This is a genomic window from Parendozoicomonas sp. 2304DJ65-17, assembly GCF_058148445.1.
In genome coordinates, this window is the sequence record NZ_JBYVJV010000012.1 from 74340 (window position 1) to 90068 (window position 15729).

Genomic DNA, 15729 nt, shown 5'->3' on the forward strand with positions numbered 1-15729 from the left:
TTCAAGTCGTTATCTGGAAACGTGGGAATGACCGATAGAAAACAGCTCGCCAGCGATATCATCGAAGCCTGCCTGACAATGAACAAGGTTGGCCTCAATCATGGTTCAGCTGGCAATATCAGCTGCCGTTATAAAGATGGCCTGCTGGTAACACCATCTGGTGTGCGTTATGAAAACATGATGCCTGAAGATATTGTTTTTATCGACGGTAATAGCCAAATAGAAGAAAACAAAGTCCCTTCCAGTGAGTGGCGTTTCCATCAGCAGATATACCAAATCCGCCCTAGCCTTAACGCCGTTGTTCATAATCACGCCCACTACAGCTCCACCGTTTCAGTGCTGAACAAAGATATCCCAGCGATTCATTACATGATTGCGGCGGCAGGGGGGAATTCCATTCCCTGCGTACCCTATGCCACATACGGTACACCGGAGCTTTCCAGGCATGTGGCTGAAGGCATTGCTAACAGAGATGCCATTTTGCTGCAGCACCACGGCATGATTGCAGGAGGTGTTTCTCTTGATAAAGCGATGGGTTTAGCAGAAGAAGTAGAAAGCCTTGCTCGTATTTTTGTAGAGCTGTTACAGACAGGCCTGGACATCCCGGTTCTTCCAGATCAGGAGTTCGATGTTGTTCTGGAAAAGTTCAAACGTTATGGGCTGAAAGAAGAACCAGAAAACACGTTACAAAAACATACAACACCTTCCCTGTAATACCTCCAGATTCAGCTAACTTTTCCAGCCTCTAAAAAACATCGAGCACTCGATATGACTGGCTGGCTCTGGCTGACCTTTATAGCCTTTATCTTTTTTGCAATGGACATCCGCCCAAAGAAAGCAGCCACCCCCTTTGTTGCTGTCAGATATATTGTGTTGATGAAACTGTCATGCTTTGCGCTGTTTTTTGTTTATGCCATCAGCCTTTGGAAGCTGACTGAAACCACATCTCTGCCAGTGCTTATCGCAGCAACTCTTACAACCATTGGTACCGCTTTCGTTGCCTGGGCAAAAATCACTTTAGGTTCCAGCTTTACCTGGACAGGATTTCATATTGAGAATGCCCCTATCGTTACTCATGGTCCTTATCGTTGGTTTAAACATCCGTTGTATTACGGCGTTTTTCTGTTCGAGGCTGGTGCAGTCACCATCTGTTTTCACAGCCTTATTGCGCCCTCAGAGAGCCCTTTAACACTTCTGTTTTTGTGCCTGCCTCCATTGTTCTATGCCATTGCCTTTAATCTCACTATGGCCAGAAAAGAGTCTCGGGATATCCGCGAGAGAATAGAGAAAGAAACGCGTGAACAGTTCGGGAGGTTGAGAAAGCTATGATTCGCAGGCAAACATCATTCAACTTCGCACTTGAAACTGACGACTGGCTGAAAGAGCAGCCTTTTGTGCGTTCATGGCTGAACGCTTACACCTTGTTGGTTCCGGGTGGTGAGCGTTTCATTATTCGAACCATGAAGGAAAGAAGCCACTGTTTTTCCGCGAGCATTCAGAACCAATCAAAACTGCTATTTTTTCAGGAAGGGAGCCACGCTCTGGCCCACCAGCAAGCCTGCCAACTATTGCAGGAGCAGGGTTACAGAACCACTCTGTTCCAAAAAGCCACCAGCACTATCAGTTACTCTCTGCTGGAACCACTCTCTCCCTGGAAATCCCGCCTCTCTGCCGCCAGTGCCATTGAACATATCAATATGTCCATCGCGGAATACGTGTTGCGTCATCACAAAACCTTGCTACCCCAAGGTCATATGATGAGCTCTTTGTTTGGCTGGCATTTTGCCGAAGAGATAGAACATAAGACTGTTGTCTTTGATGCACTGAACGAAGTTGCTCCCGGCATATCGCTTCGCCTGTTTGGCTTTTATATTGTTGGCCTTTCTTTTCTATTGTTCCTTTTGTTAGGAGCGTTGCTTCTGTCGTTTCAGGATAAAAGCATTTTCAAAGTTGCGTTCTGGAAAAATATATATCAGTTCCACTTTTCAAACCCTGGCTTTGGCAAACTGATGGGTAGCCGTTTTATCGATTATCATCGAAAGTTGTTTCACCCTAACCAATATCCGAATACAGAACTTATCAAGATAGGCATATCCTGTTATAAAAACTCCCAACACCATTTAACAGTTGTGAAAGATAACCATTCATAAAAACAGGTATAAAAATGTAATTTTGTTCGTTAAACAAAACCACTATTCGCCTTACAGAATTACACTTTTATCCTCTACTTCAGATTACCCTCGCTACGCACAAACTTCCGAGACAGCTTCTACTATTTTTCGCTTCCTGTGCGGCAAAAGTGGTCACACAACAATGAATCTTGAAATTCTTCAGGGAATTCTCCACCAACGTGATCTGGTTGATAATTTGCAGAGTATAAAAGGTTAAACACCACTGCCCCCCCTAGCATTTCCTCTTCCATTTTCCCCTGATGCACAGACAGAAACCTATTAATGCGACCAGTTTCTTTATCAAGATATGCTGCTCCTCGAATGGGGGACTTTCTGTTGTCAATCGATAATTCAAAAGTTCCGACTGGTGAAAACTCCGGAGTAAAAACAATTTCTATATCTGAGTCACTCTCCTCATCTGTAGACGGAGTAAGTGTAAAGTTGCGGGTATAAACAATGTTTTTACCATAGCGACTTGGTAGTTCCTGACGCCAAGCTTCTCCACTGGAAATCGTCTCTTCGGGAAAACCTACTATCCACTTTGATAAAAACCCTCGCAGCCCTTCATAAGTAAACAAATCACCAAAAAAACCTGCAAGTTCATGTGTCAGACTATCATTTAAATTGTTAGATAACTCATCAGAAACTTTAAAATCTTTGACATGTCCATGTTGATCAACAGTAACAAGGCTCGACTCTCCTACATAATTATTAAGAGCCTTTATCACTGCCTGTTCAGATTTATCCTGTACTTCACCATCTGCTTTTTTTGAATCATAAACCATTGGCTTAAATGTAGTCGCCACTCCCATTCCGCCACCTTTAAACTGCACCCTGTCGACCTTCACACTCAGTTCTCTATTTCCATTAGAGAGTATTCTATTTAATTCCCATGTTGTATCCATCGTAAGAAAATAATCCACCCCAAAATACTCTCGACCTGCAAGAGTTTTAGTTATGTTATGTTCTTCAATAACATAATGGAGTTTCTCATCAACTTTCCACTGCTGAATCGGATTACCTTGCGCACTTGAATAAAATGAAATTAAAGAAAAAACAACAACAGATAATTTTCGCAACATATTTTACAACCTTATTAAAAGTACGAAGGAAAATTATAATTTCTTGCCAAAGAAAAATAAGTAAATAATAGTTAAACAATGAAACCATCGTAATAAAACACAACAAAATCTTATCTTATGGAATAAGCAATTCATTCTTCGACCCAATTCGTACTAAAAAAATGCCACACCGACATCCTCTTTTATAAAACCTTTATTTTTACTGATTACAGTCTGCAATTTTAAAGCAGCCATCCAAGTGCTTTTCCGCCTTTTAATATAAAGAACGAACTAAATAGAAATGAAACAGTCTGTTAACAGGACGTCTGAAGTTAGTTGGAAATCACTCATGTCACTTACCAAAAACGTTGAAGCTTTCGATAAGAAATACACCCGCTATAAGCCTCACTTTCCCGCCTACTTATCCTCTGTTATTAGTCAGGCCGGACCATGGATAGAATTTGATGATGGTAAACGCATCAACTTCACAACTTACGATTACCACGGCTTTTCTAACAACAAAGCAACCCATAAAACTATGGTTGAGGCTTTAGAGACATGGGGCGGCGGAGCGCAGGGGGTACGCCTTCTCGGTGGAAACCTGAGCGTGTTTAACACCCTTGAGGAAACTGCTTCCCGGTTTCTAAACAAAGAACAAACGTTGTTAGTGTCATCAGGCTATGTAGCCAATATCACCTTACTGCAGACTCTTCCCAGAGCTTTCGATAAATGTGTGTTATTGAGCGCAAAAAAGAATCATCAGTCCATTCTGGATGGCTGTGCATTAGCCGGTCAGCAATCGGGCTGTGAAGTCTCGGCCTTCGACCATCAACACATTGATGGACTTGAAAAACAGGTACGCAGTTACCCGGAAGAAACTCACAAAATCATTGTCTGCGACAGTGTGTTCAGCATGGATGGGGACTTTGCCGATCTTCCAGCCCTTCTCCGTATTCGTGATACGGTGAGGAATACGCTTCTGGTTATTGATGAATCCCACAGCCTGGGAGTTACCGGTCATTCAGGCCGGGGGATTGAAGAGCATTTTCAGATTGCATCTGGGCAAGGGGCAGACTTTATAACGTCCTCCCTCAGCAAAGCCATCAATACCACTGCGGGAATTATTACTACATCAAACCAGTGGGCCAACTGGCTGCGCTTTCATGCCAATGGTTATATTTTCAGCGCCAACCCTTCACCAGCCGCAGCCGCTGGCGCCATTCAGAACCTGACAACTCTTGAAAAGAATGGAGAAAAACTTTGCCTGAAGTTTCAGAACACTGTTTCCTACCTGCAACAGGCTCTGAATAAAGCCGGGATTCCTAACCAGTCCAGCCCAAACACGCCGATCACTTACATTCCTATTAACAATGAGTTTCAGGCATTTGTACTTGCACAGCGTTGCTTTGAACAAGGGCTGTATGTTTTGCCCGTTGCCTGGCCAGCAGTCAGGCGCGGTGAAGAACGCCTGCGCCTGACCATTTCCAGCCAGCACACCCATGACCAGATTGATCAGGGCGTCGATATATTGCGGGCGGTTCTCAGGGAGAGTTCAACCAACCACCCGTTGCCTGAATAATTTCGAACGGGTCACTCCTTGGGGTAACCCAAAGACTTAAAGCCAGTGGTCCTTCATAAGACTTGATAGGAATATCAGCGAACCAGGACAGGTTCGCGCTATTCACACTTCCCGAGGCCAAAGCCACAAAATCATGGGGCAGAGTTTTGCGGGCATTCTCACCGCTTTGCACTTTGGTTGAACGATCCGAACCCGTTAAAGCCCAATGCAGAATAAAGCCTCCAAGCTTTCCTGCTTCATGAGGCAGAGGCGAAAAAGAGGCTTGTAGCTGATCGCCTTCAATCTCTGCCTTCAAACGGCCCGCTGGTGCGGGCGTGTAATCTGGAAGACTGCGAAACAGGCTGAAGAAACCACGCCACTCCTGACCATTAATAAAAAAACCCGGCGTATAAACTCCTCTGGAGCGATCAGCCCTTCGATAAGCGTACTGGCGCTCCTGGTGCTTTGGCTGAGCAAATACATCCTTCCAGCCAAGGTAATCCCAGTAGCCGACATGGAAAGCCACGGGCACCCAAGGGTTCCATAGCTGCTTGTCTTCTTTTAATTCCGACAGAAACGCATCGGCTGGCGGGCAACTGGAACATCCTTCAGATGTAAAAAGCTCCAGAAGCCGGTTCTGCCGCTCTCCGGAATCAAATGATGTTGTCGCAGCCTGCGTTGTTAGTGGTACTAACAGGGCCAGAGGAACCAGCAACCCCTTCCAAAGTCTCATATCCGAATAGCCTCCATCCATTTTTTCATTGTACGCACGTCAAGGTGGTTTGGAGTCAGCGGCAGAAAATGCCTGCATACCTGCAGGCAATAGCCGATGAACAGATAGATGCCGGAGGGGGGCAAGCCATGCTACGTAGTTTTTTCTTATCTAAAGAGTGGAGAGTCTGGGCCTGGGGCGGCATGGCTCTGCTGATATCTCTGGTTGTTGCCGAAGTTTACCTGCTGGCACAACTCAATGACTGGTACCGGATCACGTGGGACTTGCTCGGTGGCGCGGCTGGTCTGTCTGACGTTAACAAAACCAGTGCCTCCGTATATGAATTCTTAGGTTTACTGCTGCAGTTTGTTTACCTGGTTATGCCACTCATGTTTTTGAGAGTAGGCTCCGACTTTCTGGCCCAGCACTTCACCTTTCGCTGGCGCCAGGCCATATCTTTCTCCTACCGTCCGTACTGGGAAAATACAGAGCGTGAGATTGAAGGCGCATCACAAAGACTTCAGGAAGACACCCGTGATTTCGCCCTGATTCTTGAAGATCTTGGATTAGGTTTTGTCAGAGCAATTCTTACTCTACTGGCCTTTATTCCGATTCTCTGGACTCTCAGTGTACAACTGGTTGAAACCATCACCACCAATATGCCAGAGATCAGGGAGAAACTGGCGGAGTTGCCGTCCGAAACCCAGGATATGGTTTACTCGTCTCTTATTGGTATGGACTTTATTGCCAATGTACCCGGCTCACTGGTATGGATGGCAATTGGAATCGCAGTTGCCGGAACTGGTATTTCTTATATTGTGGGAATCAAGCTGCCGGGCCTGCACTACAACAACCAGCGGGTTGAAGCGTCTTTTCGTAAGCGCATGACCTACGCCGAAGACGACAAGAAGTTTGCTGACCTGCCCTCATTTGTAGAGCTGTTTACCGGCCTGAGAACGAATTACTTCCGCCTGTTTATGCATACCAGCTACTTCCGCCTGTGGGAGTATTTCTTCTATCAGGCCCTGATCATTGCTGACTTTATTCTTATTGCACCGGGCATTTTGGTTGGACTGGTCACTCTGGGGGTTTTAAATCAGGTATCTCATGCTTTCTCCAATGTTTCCGAAAGTTTTGCTTACCTGATCAAAAACTGGGTCACCATTACCAGCCTGATGTCTGTCGTTAAGCGATTGAAAGAGTTCGAGCGGAATATTGGTTACAACAATGATGGCGATAAGCCTGCAGAGATTGAAGCCGTTGAGGTGATTGAATAGGTTCAACCACCTCAACCAGTGGTAAAACGCTCAAGTGAGTTTTACCACTCGTTCAACCAGTTCCAGAGCTGCCGGGCGATGGGTCACCATCAACAACGTTTTCCCCAGTAGCTCTTCATTCAGCACCGCAATCATTCGCCCTTCCGTTTCTGGATCTAAGCCTTCTGTAGGTTCATCCAAAAGAACTAACCGACAATCAGGATCGCGCAATCTCAGTAGGACTCTGGCTAAACCTATACGGCGCAATTCACCACCGGAAAGAGACTGACCGGCAGCACCAAACCAGATATCCAGCAACTCATGTTCTGGCGCAAGGTGATTCAAACCAACCTGTTCCAGTACTTCCAGCAGGGTTTCATCACTGGGCTTATCTATTGCAGGTGTGCAGGCCATTAGCAGGTTATCCCGCAGAGTTGCACTGAACATGTGTATACGCTGAGGCATCACCGCCATCTGGCGGCGCAAATCAGCTTCTGAATAGCTTTCCAGCAATTGTCCATTAAGAGAAATGGAACCTTCACAGGGCCAGTCCCGGGTTAATAACTGCAGAAGGGTCGATTTGCCACATCCAGTCGGCCCAACCAGCGCAACTCGTTCGCCCGGTTCGAGTGTCAGACTAAAATTATTGAGCACTGAATCACTGGTCGGATAGCTGAAGCCGACACCCTGTATGTCCAACCGGCCTTTTGAGAGAAGATCAACTTCTTCGCTCGACGATTGCTCAGGAAAAACAACAACAGGTTTCTGTTCTGCTACTTCCGACAGTCGCACCGCAGAGCGGCGAGTCTGCCCCAACATCTGGAAAGCTCCGGGCAATGGCATAATTGCTTCAAAAGCTGCCATTGTTGCCAGTACCAGCATAACCACCAAAGGTCCTTCCAGAGAAGTAGCTTGCATATCATTGATACCAAGCCATAAAACTCCGGCAACTGTTACGCCTGTAAGCAAGGTAATAAGAAACAGGGATAAGCCCGTAACTCGGGCAATACTGTTTTCATCTGCAAATGTCTGGGCTTCTGCCTGTTCAATACTTTCCCGGTATCGAGCTGTTGCCCCGGACAGATGCAGTTCAGTTTGACCAGAAACAAAATCCAGCAGCCGGGTTCTTAAAACACTGCGTGTTTTTACCAGACTATCGCCAGACTCTCTGCCAAGCCGGTAAAACAAACCCGGAAGAATCAAAACAATACCTGCCAGCACAATGCTTAAAAAAGCACTGGTGCCACTGGCAAAAACAACACTGAGAGTAATCAGTGCCACACTCCCGGTCACAGCCAGCAATAGCGGACTAAGCAGACGCAAATACAAACCATCGAGAGTATCAATATCCGCCACCAGCCGATTCAGAAGATCCCCCTGCCGGAAGTTTCTGAGCCCGGCAGGAGCCAGCGGCTCAACCTTTTCAAAAAACCAGACTCGCAATCCTGCCAACAACCGAAATGTTGCATCATGTGTAACCAGACGTTCGCCATAGCGACCAGCTGTGCGGGCAATGGAAAACCCTCGAACAGCAGCACCGGGAGTAAAGAAGTTAAAAGCCTGAGCAGTGGCAACCGTCAGCCCAGCCAATGCTGTTGCGGTAATAAACCAGCCGGACAGAGCCAATAGTCCAACACTCGCCACCAGAGTCGCTAAAGACAACAGGTAACCAATACCAAAACGGCCACCATAGCGCCCGGTAAGTTTCAGATAAGGCCAGAGATCACGAAAAGCCTGCAGCAAACTGTTAGACATGGGCCACCTCCAGCTCATCGACTTCCAGTTCACCCTTTTCCAGCCTGGACAACTGTTGCCAGTATTCACTCAATTCTCGAAAATCCGGACTGGTTTCAAGCAACTCTGCTTTTGAACCGAAAGCAGCAACACTGCCGCTTTTCAGCATAAGAATCCGGTCAACGTTGGTCAGGCTTTCTGGACGATGACTGACAGTGACAATGGTTCGTCCAGATGCTGCCTGATCAACAGCATTACTGACAATTCCGGCGCTATGGGAATCAAGGCTTGCAGTCGGCTCATCAAGAATCAACAGCTGGAACGATTTCAATAATGCCCGGGCCAATGCCACACGCTGAGCCTGACCGACAGAAAGCCCGGCTGAAGCATCACCAATCGGGCTGTTTAACCCGCTCGGTAAACGCTCAAGAAACTCATGAATATGGGCAGTTTTTACTATCTCTTCGATGCAGGCATCGCTGGCATCAGGATCGGCCAGAGTAATGTTTTCCCGCAAAGAACCATGGAACAGCTGCGGATTCTGCCCCAACCAGGAAACCTGCTGACGCCAGCTATCAATAGTCAGTTCCTTCAGTGAAATGCCATTAATAAGCACTGTGCCTTCGTAAGGCATAAACCCAAGCAGCACATTGAGAAGCGTGGTTTTACCGGCTCCGGATTCGCCAATAATGGCCAGCTGTTCACCAGTCACCACATCAAAAGAAACATTATTGAGAATACGGCGACCGCTCGCCGTAACGACCGAGACATTCTGGAATGAAATACTGGCTGCCGCTTGCTCAGGACAAATAGTTACCCCGGTATGTTCAAGAGATGATTTCTGACTCAGGAACGCTTCAATATCATCTGCCGCACCAATAGCATCGGCCTTGGCATGGTAATGAGTGCCTAACTCCCGCAGGGGAAGGTAATACTCTGGCGCCAGCAACAGCAGAAATAACCCAGTAAACAATGTGAGTTGCTCTCCCCAAATGCCGAAATCCATATAACCGAGATAGTTCATACCGAGGTAAACCGCGGTCATGGCAATAGATATGGCGGTGAAGAATTCCAGTACCGTTGAGGAGAGAAACGCCAGCCTCAGCACCTGCATAGTTTTTTCACGGAAAGACTCTGCCGCTGAAGCAATGGCCTGCTTTTCCTTCTGGCTTTGATCGAACAGTTTCAGGGTGGAAAGTCCCTGCAACCGATCCAGAAAGTGGGCACTTAATCGGGACAATGCCTGCACATTGCGCTGGCTGGCCGCCGCAGCCCGGTTCCCCACAAAGATCATAAATAGGACAATCAACGGGGCAGTCAGCAGAAGAATAACTGCCACAGCCCAACTGAAAGGAAATACCAGCAGAACTGTCATCACCGGCAGCATGCGCACCAGCTTCATCTGCGGAAGATAACGGCCGTAATAATCGTGGAGTTTGTCTACCTGCTCCATAAGCAGGGTCAGCCAGCTTCCTGCCTGTTTATCTGCCAAGATGGCAGGTCCTGTTGCTGAAACCTTATCGAGAATCTCTCCTCGCAATTGCTGCCTGAGCTGGGCACCAGCTTTCTGACCTGCCAGCTCTCGCTCGCGAGCACACCACGCTCGCCCTAAGGCACTGATAATTAATAAAATAAAAGGAGTAAGAAGTTCTGAGATGGCAGCACTGTTCATCACTGCCTGATCAATAATCCAGGCCAGAAGTGCAGCCTGAAAAACAACAAATACATACTGACCAAATCCAAAAGCCACAGTCCGCCCGATTAAAGGCCGGACTGCTGCCTGACGGAGCTGGAGCCAGGACTGCAATACCTGTTCCCGATCCTTGTGCATTCACTACCACACTTAGCTGTTAATATGAAAAAACTGCTACGTATTGTACGCACCAAACACCAATCAACCCAGCTTGATTATGCAAAAACCGAAGCCATAACAACTTATATCCAGAGGGCAGACGCTGCCTGATCACAGGCCAGCGACTTTCACGATATAATCCCGGCATTTCATTGATCCTGTGACTCTCTCCCATGCTTGATTCCATCCGTATCGTCATGCTTCGAACCTGGCACCCTGGCAATATTGGTTCCGCCCTGCGAGCCATGAAAACCATGGGGCTTTCCCGTCTGGTTCTGGTTGAGCCCAATCAGTGGCCCCATGACGATGCAGAAACCATGGCTGCCGGGGCGGCAGATATGCTGGACAAGGTGGAAGTTGTCAGCTCACTGGAAGAAGCTATTGATGGTTGTAATCTGGTGATTGGCACCTCTGCCCGCAGCCGTAGCTTTCCCTGGCCGATGCTGACCAGTCGCCAGTGTGGAGAAAAGCTGGTGAATGAAGCCCGTACTGGAGAAGTAGCTCTAGTGTTTGGGCAGGAGACATCAGGCATGACCAACGAAGAGCTGCAGCAGTGTCACTTCCATGTATCCATTGATGCCAACCCAGATTATCCGGTTCTGAACGTAGCTTCCGCCATCCAGATTCTTTGTTATGAGATTCGTCAGGCATGTATTGAGCAATCAGGTCGAGAAGTTTCAGAAGAAGAACAGATAACTTATCCAGATACCCGCCAGATGGAACAGTTTTATGAACAGCTGGAACTGGCGCTGGGGGATATCAATTTTATTATCCGCCAGCATCCGGGCAAGATTATGACCAAACTGCGCAGGCTCTTTAACCGTGCCCGACCTGAGCAGGAAGAGATGAATATCTTAAGAGGCATGCTGAGCCGTATTCGGCAAAACGCGGCGGTAAAGGAAGAGAACGAATAACAGACAAAAAACCGGTAACAAAAAACTGCTACCGGTTTTCATTATCAGGAAGGAAGCAGCTTGCGCAGGCCTGGATCTTCCAGAATATGAGCCAGCTGTGCGGCGTAGGTCACAAACTTCACTTCCCGACCCTGATAACGCACTGCACCATGGGGGGTGGAAGGACCAACTTCATAAGGTTCAAGGTGGAAAGATCGAGCCAGCCGAGTGCCGTCACTGGTTGCGCAGAGTCCACCGATATAATTCACATGATCGTAGTGACGACCCAGATAGCAGATGATTTCCATAATCAACCGCCCGGCCGCCAAACGACTTGCGCCGTACAAAGAGTAAACATACAAGCAATGTGGTTCGTGAGGTGCAACAACATCATCTAGGGAGATGGAAGCTTCTTCACGCTTCCCCTGAATCAATTGCCAGAACACTTCTTCTTTCAAAGGCAATGCGATCACATGGCCGAAGTAGTGAGAATGTTTGCAGCACACCAGGCTCAATCGATTACAGCGGTTAATCCATCCCGCCATACGATCCCTGTCTATTGGTACCGCACTTTCGTAAATCGCATCATCATATTCGATGATCATATCCAGAAATCGATGATGCTCTGGATCAGCACTCAGTTTTTCTAACCGGTACTGGCATCCCTCCAGTTCAGGAAATGTACCCACCTTGTGTCCAAGTTTTGGAGAGTTAAGGTAATGACGGGTCAGGTACTCCATAGACTGATCCGGTGTCAGGATCTGCGACCGACTGGAGCGGAATGGGAAAATTTTCTCTACATCATCATGAAAATAAGCAATCACCTGACGTTGCCGTTCCCCTGTCGGCTCCGTAGTTGCCCGCTCCCAACGGCTGATTGTTACCGAATCAATCCCGGATAACACCGAGGAGTAACATGACAAAGCCATGGCCAGCCGATCCTGGGTCAGGCCGGCTTCCTTGCGCCGTTTTTTCAGGTAAGATCCGAAATTTTCCAGCATAGGTACTGCCCTTTTTATTCCATCACTGCGATTGACCTGAGGTCATATTCTTGGCTGCTTGCTCCATGTTGCCTATCTGTGACATTTAGACTTATTAGGGTGTGTACAACTCACTCAGATAAAGCACCAAAGTTCTGTAGCGTGTTCCATACTGAACTAGGCACAAACAAAAACATTGTCTTAAGCCAAGAAATGCCTTGTTTTTGGGGAATAAAAAAGAGGCTTTACGTAAAAACTGCAGAAATTGGACAGACCACATATTAAAACTGTCATACCGCCCGACATAAATACTGATAAAAATGGTGGTTAAAGACCATTCTTCTTAGCTTCATCCCAAAAGTGATCCAATTGTTCAAGAGAACACTCTTCCACTTTCAACCCTTTGGCTTTTACCTGCGCTTCGATAAAAGCAAAACGAGCTCGAAACTTTTGATTGCAACCACGCACTGACTGCTCAGCATCAACTTTCAAATGACGGGCAAGATTAGTGGTAGCGAACAGGAAGTCTCCCACTTCTGAAGCAACCGCTTTCTGGTCGTTCTGATCAATAGCTTCTTCAATCTCAGCAATTTCTTCTTTCAGCTTGGCAATAACCGGTCGAACATCCGGCCAATCGAAATTGACTCTGGCGGCCTTATCCTGAAGCTTTTGGGCAATCACAAGCGCGGGAAGGTTTGTCGGCACGCTATCGAGTAACGACACATCTTTTCTTTCTGACTTCTCACGGGATTTTATCTGCTGCCAGCTTTCCCTGACGTCTTCCGAAGAGAGACCACTGATTTGCTTTAATTCCGCTAGTGAACCATCAGGAAAAATATGCGGGTGGCGTCGTACAAGCTTTTCCACTAACACCTGCACTATCCGAGAAAAATCAAAAGCGCCCTGTTCTTCAGCCATACGCGCGTGATAAACCACCTGAAACAGCAGGTCGCCCAGCTCTTCTTCCAGATGAGCAATATTGTCTCGCTCTATGGCATCAACAACTTCATAAGCTTCTTCAAGGGTGTAAGGAGCAATAGAGCGAAAGGTCTGCTCTTTGTCCCAGGGGCAACCGGTTTTGGGATCACGCAAGCGCGCCATAACCTGCAACAGGTCATCCAGTGTGTAGTCAGTGTTTTTCATCAGAAGATTGTAGCGATACCCGCCGGTTATGAATATAACCGACGGACAACAGGAAGATTACGCAGGAGTTTTCAAAGATTTATGATCCCGATGGGCATCGAGAACATTGGGCAGCTGGTTGATTTTCGCCAGTACCTTGCCGAGGGTTTCCAGACTGGATATCTCCACCACAAACGACATTTTTGCCATATTGTCTGCCGGATTGGTGTGGGTGGTCATATCTGTCACATTCACCTTCTCGTTGGCAATCACGATGGTGATATCACGGAGCAGCCCGGGGCGATCATAAGCATCAATAATAATCCGCACAGGATAGGTTGATTCATGCTCCCGGCCCCAGCTGACTTCAATCACCCGGTCAGGTTCCTGCTCCCTCAGCTGTAAAGCGTTCGTGCAGTCGGTTCTGTGTACAGATACGCCACGACCGATAGTGATATAACCAATAATCGGATCGCCGGGGACCGGCTGACAGCACTTGGCCATCTGGGTCATCAGATTGCCCACACCTTCTACAACAACATCACTGTCGCTGTGGGAATGCGTTGTCGCCGGGCGCGGCTTAAAGGTAAAGGTTTCGGTTTCTTTTTCCGGCTCTACCAAACGCTGGGCGGCGTGAACGACCTGCAGGGTGCGAAGATCACCGGCACCCACCTTGGCAAACAGTTCATCTTCGTCCTGAAGTTTTATGGACTCCGCCAGCTTCTCGAAATTCACCCCGACAATGCCCATCCGCTTCAGCTCGGCTTCCAGCATGCCGCGACCGGCGGAAATATTAGAATCCCGGTCCTGACGACGGAACCAGCTGACGATCTTTGCCCGTGCACGGCTAGTACCCACATAACCAAGATTTGAGTTCAGCCAGTCACGACTGGGCACGGCATTGGAGGCAGTAAGAATCTCAACCTGATCACCGGTCTTCAAAGTGCTGTTCAGGGGAACAATGCGCCCGGCCACCTTGGCCCCACGACATTTGTTGCCCACTTCTGTATGCACCCGGTAAGCGAAATCAACCGGCGTCGCACCAACTGGCAAATCAACAACATGGCCATCACGGGTGAATACATAAACCCGGTCCGGCTCCACATCCAATCGCCACTGATCTGCCAAGCCTTCCATGCCCTGACCAATTTCTTCCTGCCAGTCCAGCACCTGACGTAGCCAGTTCAGTTTTTCTTCGTAACTGTCGTTTTCGTTCTTGGTATCTGTGCCTTTGTACTTCCAATGGGCACACACTCCCAGCTCCGCTTCTTCATGCATGGCATGGGTGCGGATCTGAACCTCCAGAGTTTTACCTTCCGGCCCTACCACGGCAGTATGCAGAGACTGATAACCGTTCTCTTTAGGCGTAGCGATATAGTCATCGAACTCTTTAGGAATATGATTCCAGAGAGAATGCACAATACCCAGAGCGGCATAACATTCCTGCACCTGATCCACATACACCCGCATAGCACGGATATCATACAGCTCACGGAATTCCACGCCCTTGCGCTTCATCTTCCGCCAGATACTGTAGATGTGTTTTACCCTGCCACTGACTTCTGCATGGATGCCTTCCGCCGCAAGTGCATTGCGGATGCTGTCCATGGTGTCCTGAATATATTGTTCACGATCGATACGCCGCTCATCCAGCAAACGGGCAATCTTTTTATAGTCCTGAGGTTTCAGGTAGCGGAACGCCAGATCTTCCAGCTCCCACTTGATATAACCAATACCAAGTCGGTGAGCGAGTGGCGCATAAATCTCGAAAACTTCCCGCCCAACCCGCTGGCGACGTTCACGGTCGGCATGTTTTACCGCCCGAATAGCACAGGTTCTTTCCGCCAGCTTGATCAGGGCAACCCGCACATCGTCAACAATGGAAACCAGCATCTTGCGGACTTTTTCCAGCTGATCCTGCTGCTGGCCAAGCACCTGTGTACGAGCCGGGTTCTGGATGGAACTGATAACAGCCATACCCAGAACACCTTTGATCAATTCGGCCACTTCACGACCGAATCGCTTTTCCACCACATCAAGATTTAACCGGTGCTCACGCACGGCACGATAGAGCACGGCAGCAATGAGGGATGACTGATCCAGTTTCAGTTCAGCCAGAATGTCTGCCATCTGCAGACCAATAGCCAGCAAACTCTGCTGCTGAGACCAGGCACTGTTCTTGCCTGGTGCGGTTGCTGCGCTGCGAACCATTTCACAGGCATCGAGCACGGCCTGCTCGTCCTTGATGGTGACGAGTTTTTTCAGCTTCGCCAGCCAGGAATTAATATCAATCGCACCATCCGGAGTGACCGGGTGATCATCACGAACCTTAACCATAAGGATTCAGCTTTAACCTCTGGTAAACAGCCATGCTCTCTAAGAGCCCTCCC

The 15729-nt window shown here is 48.0% G+C and carries 13 protein-coding genes; 6 read left to right on the top strand and 7 right to left on the bottom strand.

Annotation, left to right across the window (positions count from 1 at the left end; translation table 11 throughout):
- The first annotated feature begins 27 nt into the window (after positions 1-27).
- The 3 genes from ACY2RR_RS22045 to ACY2RR_RS22055 are packed head-to-tail and all read left to right on the top strand — an operon-like array spanning position 28 to position 2150.
- Entirely contained in the window at positions 28-714 is a 687-nt protein-coding gene (locus ACY2RR_RS22045) for an L-fuculose-phosphate aldolase (protein WP_490110352.1), read from the top strand.
- Positions 715-768: 54 nt separating this feature from the next.
- Complete coding sequence (locus tag ACY2RR_RS22050; protein ID WP_490110353.1) at positions 769-1329, top strand: isoprenylcysteine carboxylmethyltransferase family protein; 561 nt, start codon at positions 769-771, stop codon at positions 1327-1329.
- Positions 1326-2150, top strand: coding sequence for a metal-dependent hydrolase (locus ACY2RR_RS22055; RefSeq protein WP_490110354.1), 825 nt, complete (start codon positions 1326-1328; stop codon positions 2148-2150). The genes ACY2RR_RS22050 and ACY2RR_RS22055 overlap by 4 nt, the downstream gene beginning before the upstream one ends.
- 122 nt (positions 2151-2272) lie before the next feature.
- Here the strand turns inward: ACY2RR_RS22055 and ACY2RR_RS22060 are convergent, their stop codons facing one another.
- Positions 2273-3253, bottom strand: coding sequence for a DUF6263 family protein (locus ACY2RR_RS22060; RefSeq protein WP_490110355.1), 981 nt, complete (start codon positions 3251-3253; stop codon positions 2273-2275).
- Positions 3254-3581: 328 nt separating this feature from the next.
- Here ACY2RR_RS22060 and ACY2RR_RS22065 point away from each other — a divergent pair, with 328 nt between their 5' ends.
- On the top strand, positions 3582-4811 hold the full coding sequence (locus ACY2RR_RS22065) for an aminotransferase class I/II-fold pyridoxal phosphate-dependent enzyme (protein ID WP_490110356.1): 1230 nt from the start codon (positions 3582-3584) through the stop codon (positions 4809-4811).
- On the opposite strand, the gene ACY2RR_RS22070 is transcribed toward ACY2RR_RS22065, so the two are convergent.
- A complete protein-coding gene (locus ACY2RR_RS22070; RefSeq protein WP_490110357.1) occupies positions 4774-5523 on the bottom strand; it encodes a DUF1223 domain-containing protein in 750 nt (249 codons plus the stop codon). The two genes, ACY2RR_RS22065 and ACY2RR_RS22070, sit on opposite strands and share 38 nt — an antisense overlap.
- Before the next feature lie 68 nt (positions 5524-5591).
- On the opposite strand from ACY2RR_RS22070, the gene ACY2RR_RS22075 reads away from it, so the two are divergent.
- Positions 5592-6779 (top strand): SbmA/BacA-like family transporter, encoded by a 1188-nt coding sequence (locus tag ACY2RR_RS22075; RefSeq protein WP_490110358.1) that lies wholly within the window; start codon positions 5592-5594, stop codon positions 6777-6779.
- Between the two features lie 30 nt (positions 6780-6809).
- Here ACY2RR_RS22075 and cydC read toward each other — a convergent pair whose 3' ends face one another.
- Positions 6810-8513, bottom strand: coding sequence for a heme ABC transporter ATP-binding protein/permease CydC (gene cydC, locus ACY2RR_RS22080; RefSeq protein WP_490110359.1), 1704 nt, complete (start codon positions 8511-8513; stop codon positions 6810-6812).
- Positions 8506-10323 (bottom strand): heme ABC transporter permease/ATP-binding protein CydD, encoded by a 1818-nt coding sequence (gene cydD, locus ACY2RR_RS22085; RefSeq protein ID WP_490110360.1) that lies wholly within the window; start codon positions 10321-10323, stop codon positions 8506-8508. The genes cydC and cydD overlap by 8 nt, the downstream gene beginning before the upstream one ends.
- Positions 10324-10517: 194 nt before the next feature.
- On the opposite strand from cydD, the gene trmJ reads away from it, so the two are divergent.
- On the top strand, positions 10518-11258 hold the full coding sequence (gene trmJ, locus ACY2RR_RS22090; protein WP_490110361.1) for a tRNA (cytosine(32)/uridine(32)-2'-O)-methyltransferase TrmJ: 741 nt from the start codon (positions 10518-10520) through the stop codon (positions 11256-11258).
- A gap of 44 nt (positions 11259-11302) precedes the next feature.
- Here the strand turns inward: trmJ and ACY2RR_RS22095 are convergent, their stop codons facing one another.
- The 3 genes from ACY2RR_RS22095 to relA all read right to left on the bottom strand — a co-directional run bounded on the left by ACY2RR_RS22095 (position 11303) and on the right by relA (position 15676).
- Complete coding sequence (locus ACY2RR_RS22095) at positions 11303-12238, bottom strand: helix-turn-helix transcriptional regulator (protein WP_490110362.1); 936 nt, start codon at positions 12236-12238, stop codon at positions 11303-11305.
- A 306-nt stretch (positions 12239-12544) separates the two neighbouring features.
- Positions 12545-13360, bottom strand: a complete 816-nt coding sequence (gene mazG, locus ACY2RR_RS22100; RefSeq protein WP_490110363.1) for a nucleoside triphosphate pyrophosphohydrolase — start codon at positions 13358-13360, stop codon at positions 12545-12547.
- Positions 13361-13417: 57 nt separating this feature from the next.
- Positions 13418-15676 carry a GTP diphosphokinase gene (gene relA / locus ACY2RR_RS22105; RefSeq protein WP_490110364.1) on the bottom strand — a complete coding sequence of 753 codons (2259 nt, stop codon included), beginning with the start codon at positions 15674-15676 and terminating at the stop codon, positions 13418-13420.
- Positions 15677-15729 lie beyond the last annotated feature (53 nt).